At 64.5% G+C, this 18,815-nt stretch carries 18 protein-coding genes; 1 reads left to right on the top strand and 17 read right to left on the bottom strand.

Annotated elements, in window-relative coordinates:
- Positions 1–46: 46 nt before the first annotated feature.
- The 12 genes from AC1Q7Q_RS22115 to AC1Q7Q_RS22170 all read right to left on the bottom strand — a co-directional run bounded on the left by AC1Q7Q_RS22115 (position 47) and on the right by AC1Q7Q_RS22170 (position 12,465).
- Entirely contained in the window at positions 47–676 is a 630-nt protein-coding gene (locus tag AC1Q7Q_RS22115; RefSeq protein ID WP_492371074.1) for a hypothetical protein, read from the bottom strand.
- Positions 677–703: 27 nt separating this feature from the next.
- Positions 704–2,242 carry a 3-hydroxyacyl-CoA dehydrogenase gene (locus AC1Q7Q_RS22120; RefSeq protein WP_492371075.1) on the bottom strand — a complete coding sequence of 513 codons (1,539 nt, stop codon included), beginning with the start codon at positions 2,240–2,242 and terminating at the stop codon, positions 704–706.
- A gap of 110 nt (positions 2,243–2,352) precedes the next feature.
- Positions 2,353–3,342, bottom strand: coding sequence for an NADPH:quinone oxidoreductase family protein (locus tag AC1Q7Q_RS22125; protein WP_492371076.1), 990 nt, complete (start codon positions 3,340–3,342; stop codon positions 2,353–2,355).
- Between the two features lie 11 nt (positions 3,343–3,353).
- Complete coding sequence (locus tag AC1Q7Q_RS22130; RefSeq protein WP_492371077.1) at positions 3,354–4,466, bottom strand: CaiB/BaiF CoA transferase family protein; 1,113 nt, start codon at positions 4,464–4,466, stop codon at positions 3,354–3,356.
- Positions 4,463–5,128 carry a 3-hydroxyacyl-CoA dehydrogenase family protein gene (locus AC1Q7Q_RS22135; protein WP_492371078.1) on the bottom strand — a complete coding sequence of 222 codons (666 nt, stop codon included), beginning with the start codon at positions 5,126–5,128 and terminating at the stop codon, positions 4,463–4,465. The genes AC1Q7Q_RS22130 and AC1Q7Q_RS22135 overlap by 4 nt, the downstream gene beginning before the upstream one ends.
- 1 nt (position 5,129) lies before the next feature.
- Positions 5,130–6,005 carry a 3-hydroxyacyl-CoA dehydrogenase family protein gene (locus AC1Q7Q_RS22140; protein ID WP_492371079.1) on the bottom strand — a complete coding sequence of 292 codons (876 nt, stop codon included), beginning with the start codon at positions 6,003–6,005 and terminating at the stop codon, positions 5,130–5,132.
- Positions 6,006–6,014: 9 nt separating this feature from the next.
- On the bottom strand, positions 6,015–7,181 hold the full coding sequence (locus AC1Q7Q_RS22145) for an acyl-CoA dehydrogenase family protein (protein ID WP_492371080.1): 1,167 nt from the start codon (positions 7,179–7,181) through the stop codon (positions 6,015–6,017).
- A gap of 42 nt (positions 7,182–7,223) precedes the next feature.
- Positions 7,224–7,979, bottom strand: a complete 756-nt coding sequence (locus AC1Q7Q_RS22150) for an SDR family NAD(P)-dependent oxidoreductase (protein ID WP_492371081.1) — start codon at positions 7,977–7,979, stop codon at positions 7,224–7,226.
- Entirely contained in the window at positions 7,972–8,742 is a 771-nt protein-coding gene (locus AC1Q7Q_RS22155; protein WP_492371082.1) for an enoyl-CoA hydratase/isomerase family protein, read from the bottom strand. The genes AC1Q7Q_RS22150 and AC1Q7Q_RS22155 overlap by 8 nt, the downstream gene beginning before the upstream one ends.
- Before the next feature lie 2 nt (positions 8,743–8,744).
- Complete coding sequence (locus AC1Q7Q_RS22160; protein ID WP_492371083.1) at positions 8,745–10,427, bottom strand: class I adenylate-forming enzyme family protein; 1,683 nt, start codon at positions 10,425–10,427, stop codon at positions 8,745–8,747.
- Between the two features lie 16 nt (positions 10,428–10,443).
- Entirely contained in the window at positions 10,444–11,223 is a 780-nt protein-coding gene (locus tag AC1Q7Q_RS22165; RefSeq protein ID WP_116293561.1) for an enoyl-CoA hydratase-related protein, read from the bottom strand.
- A 12-nt stretch (positions 11,224–11,235) separates the two neighbouring features.
- Positions 11,236–12,465 (bottom strand): CaiB/BaiF CoA transferase family protein, encoded by a 1,230-nt coding sequence (locus tag AC1Q7Q_RS22170; RefSeq protein WP_492371084.1) that lies wholly within the window; start codon positions 12,463–12,465, stop codon positions 11,236–11,238.
- 267 nt (positions 12,466–12,732) lie between these two features.
- Here AC1Q7Q_RS22170 and AC1Q7Q_RS22175 point away from each other — a divergent pair, with 267 nt between their 5' ends.
- A complete protein-coding gene (locus tag AC1Q7Q_RS22175; RefSeq protein ID WP_492371085.1) occupies positions 12,733–14,415 on the top strand; it encodes a sigma-54 interaction domain-containing protein in 1,683 nt (560 codons plus the stop codon).
- 38 nt (positions 14,416–14,453) lie between these two features.
- Here AC1Q7Q_RS22175 and AC1Q7Q_RS22180 read toward each other — a convergent pair whose 3' ends face one another.
- From AC1Q7Q_RS22180 to AC1Q7Q_RS22200, 5 genes are read right to left on the bottom strand one after another with little or no spacing between them, the layout of a single operon-like run.
- Positions 14,454–15,512, bottom strand: coding sequence for an SDR family oxidoreductase (locus AC1Q7Q_RS22180; RefSeq protein ID WP_492371086.1), 1,059 nt, complete (start codon positions 15,510–15,512; stop codon positions 14,454–14,456).
- A 15-nt stretch (positions 15,513–15,527) separates the two neighbouring features.
- On the bottom strand, positions 15,528–16,244 hold the full coding sequence (locus AC1Q7Q_RS22185) for an SDR family NAD(P)-dependent oxidoreductase (RefSeq protein ID WP_492371087.1): 717 nt from the start codon (positions 16,242–16,244) through the stop codon (positions 15,528–15,530).
- Complete coding sequence (locus tag AC1Q7Q_RS22190) at positions 16,237–16,680, bottom strand: type II 3-dehydroquinate dehydratase (protein ID WP_492371088.1); 444 nt, start codon at positions 16,678–16,680, stop codon at positions 16,237–16,239. The genes AC1Q7Q_RS22185 and AC1Q7Q_RS22190 overlap by 8 nt, the downstream gene beginning before the upstream one ends.
- A complete protein-coding gene (locus AC1Q7Q_RS22195; protein WP_492371089.1) occupies positions 16,680–17,312 on the bottom strand; it encodes a hypothetical protein in 633 nt (210 codons plus the stop codon). The genes AC1Q7Q_RS22190 and AC1Q7Q_RS22195 overlap by 1 nt, the downstream gene beginning before the upstream one ends.
- Positions 17,309–18,667, bottom strand: coding sequence for an MFS transporter (locus AC1Q7Q_RS22200; protein ID WP_492371090.1), 1,359 nt, complete (start codon positions 18,665–18,667; stop codon positions 17,309–17,311). Before AC1Q7Q_RS22200 ends, AC1Q7Q_RS22195 begins: the two co-directional genes overlap by 4 nt.
- Positions 18,668–18,815: the final 148 nt, after the last annotated feature.

Below are 18,815 nucleotides of genomic sequence, written 5' to 3' on the forward strand. Positions count from 1 at the left end.
GGTTGGCCGCCAGGTCATTGCTACCGGACGCCGCTGGCAGGGGGATTCAATTTTGCCAGCGGCTGTCCAGCAGACGATGCAGCAGCGCGGCGTTCACCCCGAAGCGATCGTAGATCGCATCTTCAAGACGAGCGCGATCCGGGAAGCCATAGCATCCGGCCCTTGCGGCTTGCCCGCCAGTGCCAGCCAGGTCAAACAGCGCGCGCATCAGGCGCTGCGTTGCCAACAGGTCGACAAAGCTCTCGCCTTCACTCATCAATGATCGGGACAGTCGTCCCGGGCAATCGATGCTGAGCTCCTGCGATGCCGATGCGAGCCGCCACGGTCTTTGCGGTGACCGGAATACCGCCAGGGCCAGCGTGCTCGCGATCGGCTTGTGCCGCCGCTCTCCTGCCTCCGCCTGCGGGCCCGACAGCGGCAGCTGGCGGAACGCCACGCGGGCCCGCTCCGCCAGCACAAGTCGCGGGGACTCGAGTGGCCGAATCGTGTGCCACACGCCGTCGTGGCTTGCCCGCATCTGACCCGGCACGATCAGTTCACAATCGCCCTTGATGACCTCTGCAACGACGGGGAACGGGAAGCGCAGGCCGCGCAGCTGGACGCGCGCATACGCCGGCGATTGCAGGATGAGCGAAAGGGGCGCGACCTCCGGCGGCACGGCATTGACTTCGGCCATCCCGGTCATCTCTGGCAGGATGGCCTATCAGGCTTCGCCCGCCAGCAGCGACAGGCCGAGGCCGGCGCGGCGCCACAGCCACGGGCTCGGACGATAGCGCATGTTATCGGTCAGTGCTTCCATATTGCGCAGTGTCTCGAGCACCAGTTGCGGGCCGACCGCGTCGCCGAGCGCCAGCGGTCCCTTCGGGTAGCCGAGGCCGAGGTTCACGGCAAGGTCGATGTCCGCCGGCGTGGCGATGCGCTGCTGCGCGATATCGCTGGCGATATTGATGATGCAGCAGAGCACGCGCTGGGCGACAAAGCCGGCCGAGTCACGGATCAGCGTGACCGGCACGCCGTCGGCGGCGAACAGGCCGTGCGCGGCGTCACGCGCGGCGGTGCTGGTGGCCGGCGTGGTCATCAGCGTGCGGCGCCTGGTGGCCTCGAACGGCAGCAGCGTGTCGATGGCGACGGTGCGGGCCGGGTCCAGGCCCTGTTGCAGCGCGCTGGTGGTGGCATCCAGGCCCAGCGGCGTGACGATGATCAGCGCATCGGCCGATGGCTTGTTGCCGCCTTCCGAGCTCACACCCAGCGCGCCCAGCAGTTTGGTCACCATGGCATGGCCGCGCTCGCTGTCATGGCTGACCCACACGCTCGACGGGCGCGCGCTCGGCACCACGGCGGCGGCCGGCACCTGCTTCTGGCCATCGGCGTAGCGGTAGAAACCGGCGCCGGCCTTGCGGCCGATCAGCCCTCCGACCGCGCGGATCGCGGTGATCGGCGACGGACGGTAGCGCGGCTCCTGGTAGAACTGGTTGTAGATCGACTCCATCACCGGGTGCGATACGTCCAGCCCGGTCAGGTCCATCAGTTCGAACGGGCCCATGCGAAAGCCCGCCTGCTCGCGCATGATGTTGTCAATGTCGGCAAACTCGGCCACGCCTTCCTGCGCGACCTTCAGGCCTTCGATATTCATGCCGCGGCCGGCATGGTTGACGATGAAGCCCGGCATGTCCTTGCAGCGCACCGGCGTATGGCCCATGCGGCGGGACAGTGCCATCAGCGCATCGCCCACGGCGGGATCGCCCGACAGGCCGTCGATGACCTCGACCACCTTCATCAGCGGCACGGGATTGAAGAAGTGGTAGCCGGCGATGCGGCCCGGGTGCTTCGCCCCGACGGCGATCGCGGTGATCGACAGCGACGAGGTGTTCGAGGCGATGATGGCGTCCTCGCGCAGGATCGCTTCCAGCCTGGCTACCAGGTCGCGCTTGACTTCCAGCTTCTCGACAATGGCCTCCAGCACCATGTCGCAGCCGGCCAGGTCTTCCAGCGCGCCGCAGGGCTTGACGCGGGCCAGCGTGGCCTCGGCGTCGGCGGCGCTGATCTTGCCCTTGTCGGCGAGCTTGGCCAGCGTGTCCTGCAGGTACTGGCGGGCGGCAGCCACAGCTTGCGGGTTGGCGTCGTACAGGTTGACGGTCAGGCCAGCCTGGGCGGCGATCTGCGCGATGCCGCGGCCCATGGCGCCGGTGCCGACGACACCCAGCGTGTCGATGCTGGCAATTGAGGAAAAGGTTGTGTTCATGATGTTCCGGAGAGCGGGAAAGAGGGGGGCGTCGCAAATAGCACGACAGCCGTGGGACGTCCCACGGCTGCAGGCGGGCATGGCATGCGCCCGGGGTCGGTCTGGCAAGCTCAGTGCAGTGTCAGCACATACTTGCCGGATACCTGTCCCGAGGCCAGCCGCGCCAGCGCTTCACCGGCACGCGCGAGGGGCAGGACGCCGGCGATCTTTGGCTTGAGCGCACCTTGCTGATACAGGCGGAAGATTTCCTGCTGCACGGCCAGCACCTTTTCCGGCTGGCGGTCGCGATAGTCGCTCCATTGCAGGCCGCTGACGGCGATGTTCTTGACCAGCAGATAATTGGCCTTGATCTCGGGAATGCGGCCGGCCGCGAAGCCGATGACCACGGCGCGCCCGCACCAGGCGATCGCGCGCAGCGCGGCATCGAAGACATCGCCGCCGAGCGTGTCGAGCACCACATCGGCGCCGTGGCCCGAGGTGGCATTGCGCACCTGGTCGCGCAGCGATTCGCGCAGGTCGGGGTCGGAAAGATCGATCACCGCGTCGGCGCCCAGTTGCCGCACCGCCTGCGCATGTTCGGCGCCGCTGACGCCGGCCAGCGCGATGCCCCCCAGACCCTTGACGATCTGGATGGTCGCCGAGCCGACGCCGCCGGCAGCGCCGGTGACAAGCACGGTTTCGCCGGCACGGAATCCGCCACGCTCCACCAGGGCAAAGTAGGCGGTCTGATAGACCAGGCCCATGGCCGCCGCGTCTTCGAACGGCATGGCATCCGGGATACGGAAGCACGAATCGGCAGGCACGCTGACGAGCTCGGCGAACGCGCCGTATTCCAGTTGCGCCACCACGCGGTCGCCTGGCTGGACGTGGGTGACATTGGCGCCGACCGCGCATACCACGCCGGCGGCATCCTTGCCCGGTGCGAATGGGCGTTGCGGCAGGATCTGATACTTTCCCTGCACCACCAGCACGTCGGGGTAATTGACCGCGGCGGCGCGGACTTCGACCAGCACGTCGCAGTCACCAACCTGCGGGTCGGGAAGGTCGCCGACGGTGACGGCATCTGGTGCATTGAATTCCTGAATAACGATGGCTTTCATCTCGGCTGACTTTAACGATTCAGAAGTTGGTTGTGCGCACCCAGGGCCGGGGAGGCGGCCGAGCGATCCGGGCGGCGAAATGCGGCATCAACGGGCACCGGCAAGGCCGGCAGGGTCCCGCCCGCAGCGGTGGTGACGGAGCGGTCGAACAGGCCGCGCGCCTGGAAATGCGGGTCGTGCCGCGCTTCTTCCAGACTGACGACACGGCTTGTGCAGACATCCTGTCCGGCGAAGCGGTCTTCCCAATAGGCAACCGGATGCAGGGCAATGGCGGCAGCGACGGCCTCGATGGCCCGGTGTGGTGACATCTTCGCCAGCGCGTTGGCATCCAGCCCGACCAGCGCGACGAAGTTGTCCCAGAACTTGTCTTCCAGCGGCGCCGCGGCCAGGAAGGCCCCATCCGCGGTACGGTAGACCTGGTAGCGCGGCGTGCCACCCGTGACCAGCCCGGATGCCGGTGCGGGCCAGTCTCCCAGCGCGCCATTGCCAAGCCCCCAGTACTGGAACGTAAAGAGGTTGTCTGCCATGGCCACGTCCAGGTGAACGCCCCTGCCGGTCTGGTCGCGCTGACGCAATGCGAGCAGGATATTGATCATCGCGGGATAGGTGCCGCCAGCGATGTCGGCGATGAGGGCAGGCGGCAGGACCGGCGCGCCATCGTTGCCCGCCGTCAGCGACAGCGTGCCCGATGCCGCCACGTAGTTCAGGTCGTGTGCGGCTTCCGACGCGCGCGGACCGTGCTGGCCGAAGCCGGTGATCGAGCAGTAGACCAGCCGCGGGTTGACTTCAGCCAACGCGGCATAGCCCAGGCCCAGGCGATCCATGACGCCGGGACGGAACTGCTCGATCAGGACATCGGCCTCGCGGATCAGCGGCAGCAGCTGGCTCAGCGCCTCCGGCGACTTCAGGTCGATGGCAACGGACATCTTGCCGCGGTTGAGCAGCACGAAGTTCGCGCTGTCGTCATCGACCTTCGGCTCGTACGAGCGCATTTCGTCGCCCCGGCCGGGGCGTTCGAACTTGATGACTTCGGCGCCCGCCTCCGCCAGCAGTAGCGAGCACAGCGGTCCGGGCAGCAGGGTGCTGAAGTCCAGCACCTTCACACCGGTCAGCGGTTGACTCATGACAAGCCTCGCTTTGCCCGTTCTTCACGCTCGGCGGCGACGCGCGCGCGCCGTGCCGGCGCGTAAGGCTCCTGGCCGAGGGCTTCGTGCAGCGCCCGGGTGACGCGGAAATGGTGCGCCAGGCCGGTGCGTTCCAGCAGCGAGATCGGGCCCTCCGGGTAGCCGAGGCCCAGACACAAGGTCTTGTCCAGGTCATCGGCGCTGGCCAGCTTCTCATCCAGGCGGCGCAACGCCGCGTTGAAGTACGGGCGGATCAGCCTGTCGACGATGCGGCCGGGAAAGTCGTTGCATACCGCGACAACCAGCCCTGCCGCCTGGAACACCGCCCTGGCGGCTTCGATCGCCGCAGGGTGCGTGCCCGGTTGCCTGACGAGCTCCACCAGTGGGCTCGGGTCGGCGTCGCCCAGCCGGAAGCGGGCGAATCCAACCACATTGGAGCCTTCTTCCCCGCGGTGCTCGCCCGTATGGGAACCCAGGCATTCGGTATCCAGTTCAATGGCGACGAACGTGCGCGATTCGTGGCCTTCGCCATTGCCGAATGCGCTTCCGGCGCCCGAGCCCAGGTAGAACAGCCCTTCGCCATGTGGTGCGGCTTGTTCGAGGAACGGGTGGAAAGCGGGAAAGGAACGGCTCTCGCCGGTTTTTACGATTTCGTAGCGCATATCAGGCTCCAAACATCTTGGTGTCGCCGTAGGTGTGGAAGCCCTTGCCGGTCTTTTTGCCCAGGCGCTTCGCAGCGATCATGCGGCGCACCAGTGGCGGGCAGGCGGCGCGCGGCTCGTGGGTCAGGCCGTGCATCGCTTCGCACAGCAGCTTCTGGGTATCCATGCCGACCAGGTCCAGCAGCTCGAGCGGGCCCATCGGATAGCCGAGCGCGGTCTTGATGGCGGTGTCGATGTCGGCCGGGTCGGCGACGCCCTGTTCCACCAGCCGGATCGCATCGTTATTGAACGGGATCAGGAAGTAATTGAGGATGAATCCCGGCGTATCCTGCGTGGCCACCGGCTTTTGTCCCATCGCCACGGCAAAGGCCCACGCTGTCTTGAAGGTCTCCTCCGAGGTGGCCAGGCCTGGCGACATCTCGATCAGCTTCATCAGCTGCGCAGGCAGGCAGAAATGCATGCCAACGAAGCGGTCCGGCCGGCCGGAACCACCGGCGATCTCGGTGATCGAGATCGTGGACGTATTCGACGCGAAGATCGTTTCCGGCGGGCAGACCTCATGGAGCTGGCCAAACAGCTGGTGCTTGACCGTCAGGTCCTCGAAGATGGCTTCGATGATGATGTCGCAGCTTGCCAGGTCGTTCAGTGCGGTGGTGCCTTCCCAGCGAGACATGGCCGCGGCAGCGGCGCCGGCGGGCAGTTTGCCGCGCTCCTCGGACTTCTTCAGGAACGCTTCGGTCTGGCCGCGGGCGCGGTCCAGCGCCTCCTGCCGGGCATCGAATACGATGGTCTTGAAGCCCGCGCGGGCTGCAACGATGGCGATGCCCGCGCCCATGGTGCCGGCGCCCGCGACGCCGACGGTTTTGATGGTTGTCACGTCCGTCTCCTATTTCTTCAGGAAGCTGCGCCCGATTAGCTGGCGGTGTACCTGGTTGGTTCCTTCCCAGATCTGGGTAATCTTGGCGTCGCGCATCAGCCGCTCGACGCGGTAGTCGTTGCAGTAGCCATATCCGCCAAACAGTTGCACGGCATCCGTGGTGATGCGCATGGCCGCATCGGTGGCGCGCTGCTTGAGCATCGAGGCTTCGATGCCGAAATCCTGGTCGCCGGCATCCACCATCCCGCCCACGCGCCAGAGCCACGATTCGCACAAGGCCAGCTCCGTGGCCAGGTCTGCCAGCATGAACTGGATGCCCTGGAATTCGAGGATCCGCTTGCCGGACTGGCGCCGCTCATTGATGTAGTCGACCGCGTCCTCGAACGCCGCGCGCGCGATGCCCAGGGCATGTGCCGCGACGCTGGGGCGTGAGCGGTTCAGCGAGCCAAACAGGATCTGCAGGCCCTCGCCGGGTGCGCCAATCAGGTTGGCACGCGGCACACGGCAGCCATCGAAGGCCAGGCTGGCGGTGCTGGACGCGCGGGTGCCCATCTTGTGCTCGGTGCCGAGGACGCGTAGGCCCTCAGTTCCCTTTTCCAGGATGAGCACGGAGATGGCTGCCTTAGGATCGCTGATCTCGGACCATTTTCCGAACACCAGGTACAGGTCGGCCACGTCGCCGTTGGTAATGAAGGTCTTGCCGCCGTTGATGACGATGTCGTCGCCGTCCGGGGTAAAGCTGGTGCGCATGCCGGTCGCATCTGATCCCGCCGAGGGCTCGGTGATGGCCAGCGACGCGAGGCCACCGTCGGCGATGCGTGGCAACAGCCGGCTCTTCTGTTCTTCGCTGCCGTACTCGATCAAAGGCTTGATGGCGTGGAAGTTCGTCGCCCAGACGATGCCGGTAGAGGCGCAAGCCTTGGAAATCTCCCGCACGCAAGCCAGGTAGCTGATAAAGGACAACTGCGCGCCGCCATAGATGTCGGGAATGAACATCGCGTTCAAGCCCAACTCGTTGATGGCTTTCACGTTCTCCCACGGAAACGCACCGCTGCGGTCGTACTCGGCCGCGCGTGGCGCGATCTGGGTGTTGCAAAGCTCCTTGACGCTGTCGAGGAGCATGCGTTCCTCGGACGACAGCGGCAGCCGAGCGTCCATCCGGTCCAGCATGTTCATGTCTTCCTCCGTTGGTGGGGCTGTGTAGCGGCTGGGCGGTGGCTATAGCGCCATGCCCTGGCCGCCATCCACATAAAGCGTCTCACCCGTCAGGAAACGCCCGGGCAGCCGGAACAGCATGGCGGCAAGGTGTCCGATATCGTCTGACTGACCGGGGCCTCCGACCGGAATGCGCTTCTTGAGAAATGCCTGGAGTGCGCCCTCGTTCAGTTCGCCACGGTTGAGGTCGGTCTCGATATAGCCCGGCGCGATATTGACGACCTGAATGCCGTCGCGCGCCCATTCGACGGCCAGGCAGCGCGAGATCGCCCCCACGGCGGCCTTGGATGCGCAATAGGCGGCATTGCCGCGCACGCCGAGCTTGTCGTAGAACGAGCCGATGTTGACGATCAGCGCCGAGCCGGCCTCGCGCAGGTAGGGGTAGGCCATCTGGCTGGCCAGCAGGACCGAGGAGGCGTTGGTCTGCATCACGCGCTCGAAGTCAGCGATCGGGAACGATGCAGACGGCCCCTGCACGTGGATGCCCGCGTTGTTGACGAGGCCGACGATCGGCTTGCCGAACAGTGCGGGCACCTGGGCGAACGCCGTGGCGACGGAAGCGGCATCGGTGATATCGCAGCGTAGTGCCGCCAGCCGCGTTTGTGCATCGGCATCGAGCGAGCCGGAGTCTGGCAGTTCGCCCGAACGCGAAACGCAGGCCACGTGCAGGCCGATGCGTGCCAGTTCCACGGAAATGGAGGCACCAATACCCCGGCTGCCACCGGTCACGATGACGGCGCCTTGTGTGAAATCAGGCATCCTTGAACTCCGGTGTGCGTTTCTCGATAAAGGCGCGCATACCCTCGACGGCGTCATCGGTCTGATAAGCCAGCGTGGACAGATCCGCTTCGATCTCGAGCCCGGCCTCAAGTGTGGTTGCCATGCCGCGAACCACCGCCTCGCGCGCAAACTGCGAGGCGCAACGGCTATAGCCGATGAACTCGGACATGAAAGCCTTGCCCAGTTCGACGGGCTCCCCGTGGGCAACCACGCGATTGACCAGCCCAACGCGCTCGGCTTCGATCGCGTCGACCGTACGCCCGGACATCACCATCTCCAGTGCCCGGCCCTCGCCAACCAGGCGCGGCAAGCGCTGAGTGCCGCCGTAGCCCGGTATCAGGCCGAGCTTGATCTCCGGCACGCCCATGCGGGCCTGGACCGTCGCAATACGGAAAGTACAGGCCATGGCGAGCTCAAGCCCCCCGCCAAAAGCATACCCGTGCAAGACGGCGACCGACGGAATTGCCAGTTTGGCCAGTTTGGCGAAAGTACGTTGACCTAGGTGGGCGCCCTGGCGCTGCTGCATCAGGCTGCGGTCCATCAGTTCCTTGATGTCGGCGCCGGCGCAGAACGCCTTCGGGCCTGCCCCGGTTACGATCAGGGCGCGGGCGTTGGAGGCTGCCACCTGATCAAGCGTGTAGGACAACGCTTCGATCATAGTGAACTGCAGCGCGTTGCGGGCTTCGGGCCGGTTAAGCGTGAGGATCGCGTACGGACCGTCAAATTTGATATCGATCGACATGGTCATGCTCCTGCCGTGGCGCGGGCCTTGTAGCGGACCGCTACCGGCTTCAGTTCGCCGCGCATGGTCATCTCGACCAGGTCGCGCTTCAGGATCTTGCCGCTTGGCGTCAGCGGGAACTGGTCCAACCCAAGGAAGTACTCCGGCATGTCGTATTTGGAGAGGCCGCAGCCGGCCAGGTGCGCCAGCATGTCGGCCGGCTCCAGCGTCTGGCCCGCGCGGACCACGACTGACAGGCAGACTTTCTCGCCGAGTCGCTCGTCCTGCACGGGATAGGCGGCTGCACGCTCGACCAGTGGGTGGCGCATGGCCAGTTCTTCGATATGTGCCGGATGAATGTTGTGGCCGCCGCGGATGATCAGGTCCTTCTTGCGCCCCACGATCACGATGCAGCCATTCTCGTCGATGATCCCGAGGTCGCCGCTCATGAACCAGCCATGGATATTGAACGACGTTTCCGTGGCAACCTGATTGCTGAAGTAACCCAGCATCAGCAAGCCACCGCGCCCGCCGATCTCACCGATCTCGCCCACTTCAGCCTCGACGTCCCAGTTGTCCTGCTTCCACAGGCGGACTTCATACCCGCGGCACGCGCGCCCACAGGTAGACACAATGGTGTCCGCGGTGTCGGACGGGATGGTGTAGTTGTGCGAACCGTTCTCGGTCATGCCGTAGACGTTCTGCGGTGTGACGCCGAGCGTCAGGAACTTCTGCGCCACATCACGCGGGATGGCCGAGCCCGCCATGTAGAACGTGCGGACTTCGCCAAGCGAGGTCAGGTTGCGTTCGCGCACGGCCTGCAGGATGTCCATGGCGTGGGTCGGGACTCCCATCACATAGGTGGCACCCGTTTCCAGGACCCAGTCCAGGGCCTGCTTGCCGGCACGCAGGTTGGTCATGACCAGCTCCGCGCCCGCCACCAGCACCTGTTCCAGGGCCACGGTGGCGATATGGTGGCTCATCGGGCTCAGCGTCAGGACCGTGGTATCGGACGAATGTCCCCAGTCGTCGACCAGTGCGCGCCCGTTGGCCAGCAGCGTGTTGTCGCTGTGCATCACGCCCTTGGGCAGGCCGGTGGTGCCGGACGTAAAGGCCAGGTAGACGATCTTGTCCGGGTTCAGGTCCGGTGTCGACAATGCCGCCGGCGGCAGGCGATCGGGAAACGGATGAGCGTCGGCGGGCAGGGTCAGGTCGCCATTGGCCTGGCAGGGCATGGCAAACATGGCGGCGAGCGTCGGAATGTCGGCGGCATGCCCGAAGATCGAGTTGCGATCCGAATCGGCGCCGTAGCCGGGCATCGCGAACAGCGCGCGGCACTGGATGCGGTTCAGCAGTGTGCAGATCTCGTCGACGGTGTAGTTCTGGTGCAGCGAGGGGCAGCAGACATAGCCATTGCGCGAGCAGGCGAGGAACACGATGGTCGCCTGAATCACGTTGGGCAGCCATATGCCGACGCGGTCGCCCGGCTTCAGGCCCTGCCTGTGCAGCGCCTCGGCTACACTGTCGACCCAGTCGATCACTTCGCGCCAGGTCAGCCGGACATCGGCGTCGCGAAGAGCGGCCGACGTAGGCCGTTCGCGTGAATGGCGCCGGGCCAGCGTGTAGAGCGTCTCCTGCTGCCAGATTCCCGACAGGTAGTAGTCCCGCGCGTTCTGCGGATTGTGCAGCGTCAGGATGTTTTGCATGATCTTCACCCGGGCATCAATGGCCAAATTTGGAAGCATCGGGCTTGCGGCGTTCGGCAAACGCCGCAGCCAGCTCGTCGTGTTCGCTGGTATCGAGATAGCCGCGCAGCAGCAGGTCATGCGCCATGCGGGACAGGCCGCTGACGCCGCCGTGGCGCGCGTTGAAGGCGCTCTTCAGGGAAGCGAGCGCAAACGCGCCGCGCTCAGCCACCTCCAGCGCGTACTCGCGCGTGGCCTCGGCCAGCTGCTCATCCGGGACCACGCGATTGATCAGGCCGATCTCCAGCGCCTCGCGTGCCGTGATCTTGGGATTGCGGTACCAGATGTCCTTGGCGCGCTTCTTCCCCACCAGATCTTCCAGATACCAGGTGCCATAGCCGGCATCGAAGCTGCCAACCATCGGACCAACCTGGCGGAAGATGGCCGACTCCTTGGCAATGGTGAGGTCGCACACCACCTGCAGCACGTTGCCGCCGCCGACGGCAAATCCGTTCACCGAGGCGATGACGGGCTTTTGCAGACGGTCGATGCTCTCGTACATCTCTAGCGTCGGCAGCACGCCGGCGTAGAGCGTGGTGTCCTGCATCCCGTCCTTGCGTCCGCCAGTGCAGAAGAACTTATCGCCCGCGCCGGTGATCACGATGACGCGGGTCCGGGTTTCGCGGCGGATCGCGTTGATGCAGTCACGGATCTCATGGCACATGGTCTCGGTGAACATGTTGCCGTCGTCGGGACGGTTCAGCGTGATCGTGCCGATGGGGCCGTCTTCCTTGTAGAGAATTTCGGTATAGGACATCGTGTCTCCTGATTAGACGATTTCTGAGTCGATGAGGCCCGCGATGCACGTCGCGGACATGGAAAGCTCTTCCCTGAGAATGCGCTCCGTGTCCTCGCCCAGCGCCGGCGGCGGGTTGCGGAGCACGGCACTGGCACCGTCGAAGCGAATTCCCAGGCCAACCTGCGGCACCAGGCCGGCAGCGCCCTGGGTAGCGAAGAACATGCCGCTCTCGCGCAGCGGGATGTCGTCGGCCAGTTGGTCGATGCTGTTGATGGGTCCGGACGGGATGCGGTGCTTGGCAAACAGCGCCAGCCAGTGCTGGCGTGGTTGCGTCGCAAGGAGTTCGGCAATGGCCTGCACGATCGCCTGGCGCGCTTCGCGCCGGCGGGCGTTGGTCTCGAATCCCGCTTGCCGCGCGTAGTCCGGCTGCCCGACCGCCGTCCAGAAGCGCTGCCAGATGGCGTCGTTGCCGAGTCCCAGCGTCATGGGGAAATCCGCGGTATCGAAGACCTGATAGATGGCGATCACGGAATCGGTCCCACCCGATCGGTTCGGCGCCTCGCCGGAGCCCAGATAGGGCACGATCCGCGGCGCCATGAACCGCGCCATGGTCGCCACCATCGACACATCGATCTGTTTACCGGCGTCCGTGCGTACCCGTTCGAACAGCGCGGCCAGGGTGGCCATGGCGATATCCTGGCCGGACAGCAGGTCGGCGGCCGGGGTGCCAACCTTCTGAGGCGGGCCATCCGCCTCGCCGGTCAGATGCATGACCCCGGAATAGCCCTCGGCGATCAGGTCGTAGCAGGGCAGGTCGGCGCGATCGCCCTCGAGCCCGAACCCGGTCACGGAGACATGGATCAGCCTGCCGTTGATGGCCTTGAGCGTCGCATAGTCGAGGCCGAGCTTTTCCTGCACACGCTGCGCGGTGTTGAGGACGACGACGTCGGCGTTGCGCACCAGTTCATGCGCCACCCGCTGGCCCTCCGGGCGTGTGAGGTCGATGGTCATGCTCTGCTTGTTGCGGTTCATGCTCAGGAACCATAGCGACTCACCGTCCAGGAACGGCGGCCCCCAGCTGCGCGTGTCGTCGCCGCCATGGCGTTTTTCCACCTTGAGCACCTCTGCGCCAAGATCGGCAAGCAAAAGCGTGCCGTAGGGGCCCGCCACCGAGGTGGTGAAGTCAAGCACGCGAATACCGCGCAGGCAGGAAAGGCCTGCGCCGGGTGTCTGGAACGGAAGTGTCTTCAGGGTGTCCATTTCGGGTCGGATCTACGCAAGTGACCGACATACTGCAAAGGATGTGCCAACGCATGGCGCGAAATTTGCTGTGGAACGGGTGATTGTCTGGAGACATAGGCGCTGCCTGCCTTCGCGGCCTTGCAGCGGATCGGAGGGCCGACGAGCCCGGGATAAACTGCTTAGAATGAAACTGTCTTCGCAGTGTTCTTGCCTATCATCGAGAAGGCAATTGTGTAGTCGCCGAAGACACAACGTGCCATATAACAGACCAAGCGTGGTGGAGACATGAAACGTGAATCAGAGGGAGTCCTCGTAATCGATGCCGAGGGCAACACAACATTCGCCAGCGGACTCGGCAGGGATTCGCTGGTTGCTAGGTCGCTGGGCCGGCTCTGGCAGAACCGCGACCGCGTGCCGCTCAAACGGATGTCGGCCATGGCCGACCTGGAGCGCCCGCTGACGGTCGCGGCCATCCCGACGCGCGACTCGGTGTGCTTCCTGATCTTCGCCGTGCAGGAGGGCGACGAACTGAGCGAATTCCTGGCGAGCGTGGAGGCAGCACCGGACATCCTCAGGCATTTCATTACCGATCCCTACAAGGCCATGGTGGTGGTCGATACCTCGGCACGCATCACGTACATGAGCCCGGTGCACGAGAAGTTCTTCGGCCTCAAGCATGGCGAGGCGATCGGTCGGCACGTGACATCGGTGATCGAGAACACGAAGCTGCAGGAGGTGGTGGCGACCGGCAAGGGGCAGGTGGCCCAACTGCAGGAGATGCATGGCGTGACGCGCGTGGTGTCGCGCCTGCCGATCTTCGACCGGAACAAGCGCGTCGTCGCGGCCATCGGGCAGGTGATGTTCAAGGGACCGGAGGCGATTCGCGAACTCACCGTGGAGCTTGCCAAGGTCAAGCAGGAACTCGATTTCTATCGCAGGGAATTGTCCGGCATTCGCAACCGAAGCTATGGCCTGGATCAGATCGTGGGTAGCAGCGATGCCGTGCGGCGGCTGAAAGAGAACATTCTGCGCGTGGCGCCATTGGATGTACCGGTGCTGCTGGCGGGCGAGAGCGGGACCGGCAAGGAAATGGTGGCGCACGCGATCCATATGCTGAGCCCACGCAGCGACAAGCCATTGGTGCTTGTGAACTCGGCGGCAATGCCGCCCAACCTGGTCGAGAGCGAACTGTTTGGCTATGAGCCGGGGGCCTTCACCGGCGCGGACCGCAAAGGCCGCAAGGGCAAGTTCGAGGCAGCCGATACCGGCACGCTGTTTCTCGACGAAATCGGCGACATGCCGATCGATATGCAGGTCAAGCTGCTGCGTGTGCTGCAGGATGGGCAGTTCGAGCGTGTCGGGGGCGATCGCGCCCGGCATTCGGATTTCCGCCTGATATCGGCGAGCAATCGGGACTTCAAGGCGATGATCGCCAACTCGAGCTTCCGGCTGGACCTGTTCTATCGCATCAGCGCGGTGACGCTGCGGCTGCCGGCATTGCGCGACCGCCTTGAGGACATCCCGGAACTGGCCGAAACCTTTCTGGAGGGCTTTGCGCTCCGGCACGGCGCGCCGAAGAAGTCGATTGCCGAATCCGCGATCCGCTTTCTCCAGTCGCGCGCCTGGCCGGGCAATATTCGGCAATTGCAGCATGCAATCGAGCGCGCGGCAATCTTCTGCGACGGCCCGGTGTTGTCGGTCGCCGACTTCGGCAGCATGGAAGGCGCGGAGCAGGCGCTGGCGTGGCGCCAGAGCGGCGCCCCGGTAGCCGGCGCGGGGAAGCCTCGACAGCCCGACATCCGTGAAGCGAAGGAACGGCTGGAATCGGAACTGATTGTAGAAGCGATGCGGCGTACCGGCGGTAACAAGAAGCGTGTCGCCGAAGAACTCGGGATCTCGCGCTCATATCTCTACAAGCGCCTGAGCATGCTCGAGGAAGCCAGAGGTGAGGAGCCGGCACCGCGCTAACCAGAGGCGCGAGCCGGCGGCGCAACCCGCAGCTGGTCCTAGGGAATGATCCGGTTCGCGCGCAGTTCGTCGAACTGGCGCAGGAACATGCCCTCCGAGTCTATGACCTCGCTAAAGCCGTGCTGGCGGGCCTTGGTCGTGGACGAGATGACGTCGAACTCGGGGGTGAAGACGAAGTTTCCGTACTTCCAGCCCACCAGTTGCTCGTACGGGATCGGCCGGAGATTATGCTCCCTGACCAGCTGTTCCCACAGCGGCCCCTTGTCGGCCATCATCTGCACCAGATCGATTTTCTGGGCCGGAGCAGTCTCCATGTCGAAGTACCGCGCGATGGCGGGCCACAAGTTGCGCCAGCGGAAGATGTCGCCATTCGTAACGTTGAACGGCTCGTTGGCGGCTGCCGGATCGGTCGCCATCCACAAGCAGGCGCGTGCCAGCAACCCACTGTCGGTCACGTTGTACAGCGCGCGCGCGTTGCCCTCCGAGCCCGGGTGGCGCAACGGCAGCCCCAGTGCCTTGGAGATGGTGGCGTACACGGCCAGCACCATCACGAGATTCATCGGGTTGCCGATGGCAAAGCCGCAGATGCCGTGGGGGCGTGCGGCAGACCATGTCCAAGCCTTGCCTTTCTGGCGCTGCGCGATGAACGCCTGTTGGTCATAGTAGAAATTAGGCGGCATGTGACCCGGGTCTGTTTCCTTCGCGGGCGTCTTGAACGGCCCGAGATGGTTACCGTACCATTTGGTGCCGTGCATTAGGTTGACGTGCTGCAGTTGCTCCGCAACCGGCTCGATGGCATCCATCAGGTTCGCGAGCAATGCCATGTTCGGCGCCACCATTTCGGCCCAGCCGGCCTTCTCGAGGTAGGCCGAAAAGAAGATATGCGTGACCTCCGTCAAGCCGCCGAGCTTGTCCCTCGCATCGGCGGCGTCGAGCAGATCAGCCGGGATATGGCGGTATTCGCCGGCGATATCCGGCTCGCGTCGCGACACGGCGATCACGTCCCATGCCGGGTCGGCGGCAAGCAATCGCAGCAGGTTTCGTCCTACCACGCCGGTGGCGCCGGCGATCAGTGCTGTCTTCCTTGGTTGTGTCATGGTGTCCTTTTTTGGTTATCGAATGGCCCGGCCACCGTCGACGCTCAGGGACGCGCCGGTGATGAAGGCGGCTTCCGCGCTGCACAGGAAGGCAGCCGCCGCGGCCTGGTCTTCCGCGGTCGAAATCCGGTTCAGGGGATGCAACGCCAGCCGCTCCTGTGCCCGATCGGCGGTGTTGCCATGAATGCTGCGGAACATCGGGGTATCGACGGTGCCGGGGCAGATCGCGTTGACGCGAATGCCATCCTTGGCCAGTTCCAGTGCCAGGGCGCGGGTCAGGGAATCCACGCCGCCCTTGCTGGCGGCATAGGCACTGTGACGCAGGCTGCCGCGCAGCGCGTCAATGGAGGCCACATTGAGGATGCACGGCGAGTCGCCGCGCTTCAGCAGCGCCAGCATGGTCCGGCAACCAAGGAAGGTGCCGGTCAGGTTGACGCCGATGACTTCGTCCCAGGTCGCCAGGCTGGTGTCTTCCAACGGCGCCTCGCGCAGGATGCCGGCGTTGTTCACCAGCACGTCGAGTTGCCCGGCTTCGCTATCGATACGCTCCGCCAGGCTTTGCCAGTCCGCTTCGGAGCGGACATCGCCGCGCACCGCCCGCGCGCCATCCTGCAGCATGCGGTCAAAGCGGTAAACGATCCAGCCGTCGCGCTCGAAGCGTTCAGCAATGGCACGGCCAATGCCAACGGCCGCTCCGGTAACCAGCGCAGTCCTTGCTTTTGCTTCAGGCATGTTTGTTCCTCTTGTGGATGACTTTCTGGATGGCAACCAACGCAAGCCGGTAGGAGTCGACGCCAAGGCCCGTCACCATGCCGGCGCTCTCGGAAGCGGTGACAGAGTGCATGCCCCGGGCGTCGATATTGCTCATATGCACTTCGATGCACGGTAGCGGCACCGCCTTCAGGCAATCGCGTAAGGCATGACCCGCATAGAGAAAGCCCGCAGGATTCATGACAAGACCGTCTACCTGCTCGCGTGCGGCGCGATAGATCGCACTGATGGCTTCCCCTTCGACATTGGTGTAGAGGATGTCGAGTTGCATGCCGAGCTCCGCGGCGTCGGCGCGCAGGAGGTCGTCCAGTTCGGCTGCAGTGGTGGTGCCATAGATCTCCGGCTGGCGAAAGCCGAGATACTCCATGTTGGAGCCCTGGATCAGCAGAATCCGCATCACAAGTCCTCTTTGTTAAGTGAGCACAGCAGGCGATAGGTACCAATGTCGGCGTCTGGGAGCTGCCGGCGCAGCGCATTCGCCACGCGATTCGCCACATCTGGCCGCAGGTATTCCAGCACCAGGCAGGCGTTGATCTTCACGTCACCGCCGCGCAGCGCTTCTTCAGCCGAAATCTCGCTTGTGTCGGGCTCGGCCGAGATCCATATCTCGGAGTGCGTGTGCGCCGCGTCCGCTTCCAGCATGCCCGCGGTGTCGCGCAGCCGCGTGTAGGCATCGGCTGTACCCAGCGCAACGGTCAGCGCAACGCTGCCGCGGCTCGCTCCGCGGAGATCGCGCCGTTCGCAGACCGTGCGGGACATGTTGGCAAAGCCCTCCCGCATCATGGCGACGGTGCGCGCGGTGGGATGGGCGAGCCGTTCGCGATATGCCAGCGACTTCAGCACTTCGGGATGGACCACCTCGTAGGTCGTGAGGAACTGCCGCGAAGCGCAGATGGCCTCGAACCGGCGCCCCTTCACGAATCCGGCGATGCCAAGCCGTTCAGGCAGGTGTTCGTCCTGATACCAGGATTCGTAGGCTGACGAACGTGACGGGATGCAGTCATTCCAGATGGCCAGGATCCCGCTCATGCGCGTGCTCCGGCTTGCGCCTGTGCCGACCTGAGTTGCCGGGGCAGCCCCAATGCCATGCACGCGGCGATCACGAATGTTCCTGCCAGGAACACCAGGCCAACCGTGTCCGTGTGGAAGGTCTGGCGGAACACGCCGAGGATGTAGGGGCCAATGAAGCCGCCGATATTTCCGACCGAGTTCACTAGCGCCAGGGCAACGGCCCCCCGTGCGCCGGCAAAGTGCTGTGACGGGAAGCTGTAGAACAGGGGCACCGCTGCCTGCATGCAGGCAGCCATACATAGCCCGGCGAAGGCGAGGATGGCGTTCTGGGCGAATGCCGACATGGTCAGCCCGATCGCCGCCATCATCAGGATGGCGCTTAGCACGCTGGCCCGGTTCTTCTCCCGCGGCGGAACCAGCGACAGCGTGATGAGCGCGATGGCGCAGAACACCCATGGCACCGCCGAGAGCAGACCGGCCTGGACCGCCGTGACCGAGAATCGGAGCTTGATGATTTGAGGCAGCCAGTAGGTGACGGCGTAGAAGCCGATCAGCATGGACGTGTACTGGAAGCAGTAGTACCACGCCGCGCGGGTCTTCATGACCGAGGCGATAGCACTCAGGCCGTGACTGTCCTCGGCCCCATTCTTCCGGTCGCTGCGGATTGCCGCGATGAGCGTGTCCTTCTCGCGGGCGGTCAGCCAGCGCGCTTTCTCGGGCGAACTGGCCATGGCCAAAAAGGTGATGAAGCCCACTACCACGGCCATGCCACCCTCGATGATCAGGACCCACTGCCAGCCGGCAACGCCAAGGATCCCGTCCATAGTCAGCAGGGCGGCAGTAAGGGCACTGCCGAGCGCCAGTGAAATGGGAATGCCGATCTGGAAGATCGCAAACGCCCTGGTCAGATACCGGATCGGTACGAACAGGCTGAGATAGAAGAGAATACCGGGGTAGAAGCCGGCTTCGCCGATGCCCAGCAATAGCCGGAAGATATAGAGCGACGTGGCGCCGGTGACCAGGGATGTGCCCATGCAGATCAGGCCCCATGTCACCATGATCCGCGCGATCCAAAGCTTGGCGCCATAACGCTGCAGCGCAATGTTCGATGGGATCTCGAACAGCACGTAACCGATAAAGAATAGCCCCGATGCCAGGCCGAACATTGCCGGCGTCAGGCCAAGCGCGGCTTGCATGTCGGGCCCGGCAACGGACAGGTTGGTCCGGTCGACATAGGACACGAAGATCCCGATCAATGCCAGCGGCATGATCTTGCGGATGACCTTCGATACGATGCGCTGCTGCTCTTCGATGCTTTCATCAACCGCATCGGGACTGATTGCCCCTGGAATGGACTGAAGCGACGTCGTCATGTCTCCTCCATTGTTGGATGGATGTTGAGTAGTTAGGGCGTAGGAAACTCGCCGGATATCCTTTCGCCGGGGTAATGCCTCGCAACATCGATGCCATGTCCGAGAACGACGTAACTGAGGGGAAACGGGCGTACGTTCAGGTGTCGGA

The sequence above is a fragment of the Cupriavidus sp. GW823-FHT07A04 genome (assembly GCF_058794615.1).

What these genes read in the sequence shown, in the direction of transcription:
- AC1Q7Q_RS22115 (WP_492371074.1), bottom strand. Translation starts at nt 676, where the DNA reads ATGGCCGAAGTCAATGCCGTGCCGCCGGAGGTCGCGCCCCTTTCGCTC.
- AC1Q7Q_RS22160 (WP_492371083.1), bottom strand. Translation starts at nt 10,427, where the DNA reads ATGCAAAACATCCTGACGCTGCACAATCCGCAGAACGCGCGGGACTAC.
- AC1Q7Q_RS22175 (WP_492371085.1), top strand. Translation starts at nt 12,733, where the DNA reads ATGAAACGTGAATCAGAGGGAGTCCTCGTAATCGATGCCGAGGGCAAC.
- AC1Q7Q_RS22165 (WP_116293561.1), bottom strand. Translation starts at nt 11,223, where the DNA reads ATGTCCTATACCGAAATTCTCTACAAGGAAGACGGCCCCATCGGCACG.
- AC1Q7Q_RS22190 (WP_492371088.1), bottom strand. Translation starts at nt 16,680, where the DNA reads ATGCGGATTCTGCTGATCCAGGGCTCCAACATGGAGTATCTCGGCTTT.
- AC1Q7Q_RS22120 (WP_492371075.1), bottom strand. Translation starts at nt 2,242, where the DNA reads ATGAACACAACCTTTTCCTCAATTGCCAGCATCGACACGCTGGGTGTC.
- AC1Q7Q_RS22170 (WP_492371084.1), bottom strand. Translation starts at nt 12,465, where the DNA reads ATGGACACCCTGAAGACACTTCCGTTCCAGACACCCGGCGCAGGCCTT.
- AC1Q7Q_RS22195 (WP_492371089.1), bottom strand. Translation starts at nt 17,312, where the DNA reads ATGAGCGGGATCCTGGCCATCTGGAATGACTGCATCCCGTCACGTTCG.
- AC1Q7Q_RS22130 (WP_492371077.1), bottom strand. Translation starts at nt 4,466, where the DNA reads ATGAGTCAACCGCTGACCGGTGTGAAGGTGCTGGACTTCAGCACCCTG.
- AC1Q7Q_RS22185 (WP_492371087.1), bottom strand. Translation starts at nt 16,244, where the DNA reads ATGCCTGAAGCAAAAGCAAGGACTGCGCTGGTTACCGGAGCGGCCGTT.
- AC1Q7Q_RS22200 (WP_492371090.1), bottom strand. Translation starts at nt 18,667, where the DNA reads ATGACGACGTCGCTTCAGTCCATTCCAGGGGCAATCAGTCCCGATGCG.
- AC1Q7Q_RS22125 (WP_492371076.1), bottom strand. Translation starts at nt 3,342, where the DNA reads ATGAAAGCCATCGTTATTCAGGAATTCAATGCACCAGATGCCGTCACC.
- AC1Q7Q_RS22135 (WP_492371078.1), bottom strand. Translation starts at nt 5,128, where the DNA reads ATGCGCTACGAAATCGTAAAAACCGGCGAGAGCCGTTCCTTTCCCGCT.
- AC1Q7Q_RS22150 (WP_492371081.1), bottom strand. Translation starts at nt 7,979, where the DNA reads ATGCCTGATTTCACACAAGGCGCCGTCATCGTGACCGGTGGCAGCCGG.
- AC1Q7Q_RS22155 (WP_492371082.1), bottom strand. Translation starts at nt 8,742, where the DNA reads ATGTCGATCGATATCAAATTTGACGGTCCGTACGCGATCCTCACGCTT.
- AC1Q7Q_RS22145 (WP_492371080.1), bottom strand. Translation starts at nt 7,181, where the DNA reads ATGAACATGCTGGACCGGATGGACGCTCGGCTGCCGCTGTCGTCCGAG.
- AC1Q7Q_RS22180 (WP_492371086.1), bottom strand. Translation starts at nt 15,512, where the DNA reads ATGACACAACCAAGGAAGACAGCACTGATCGCCGGCGCCACCGGCGTG.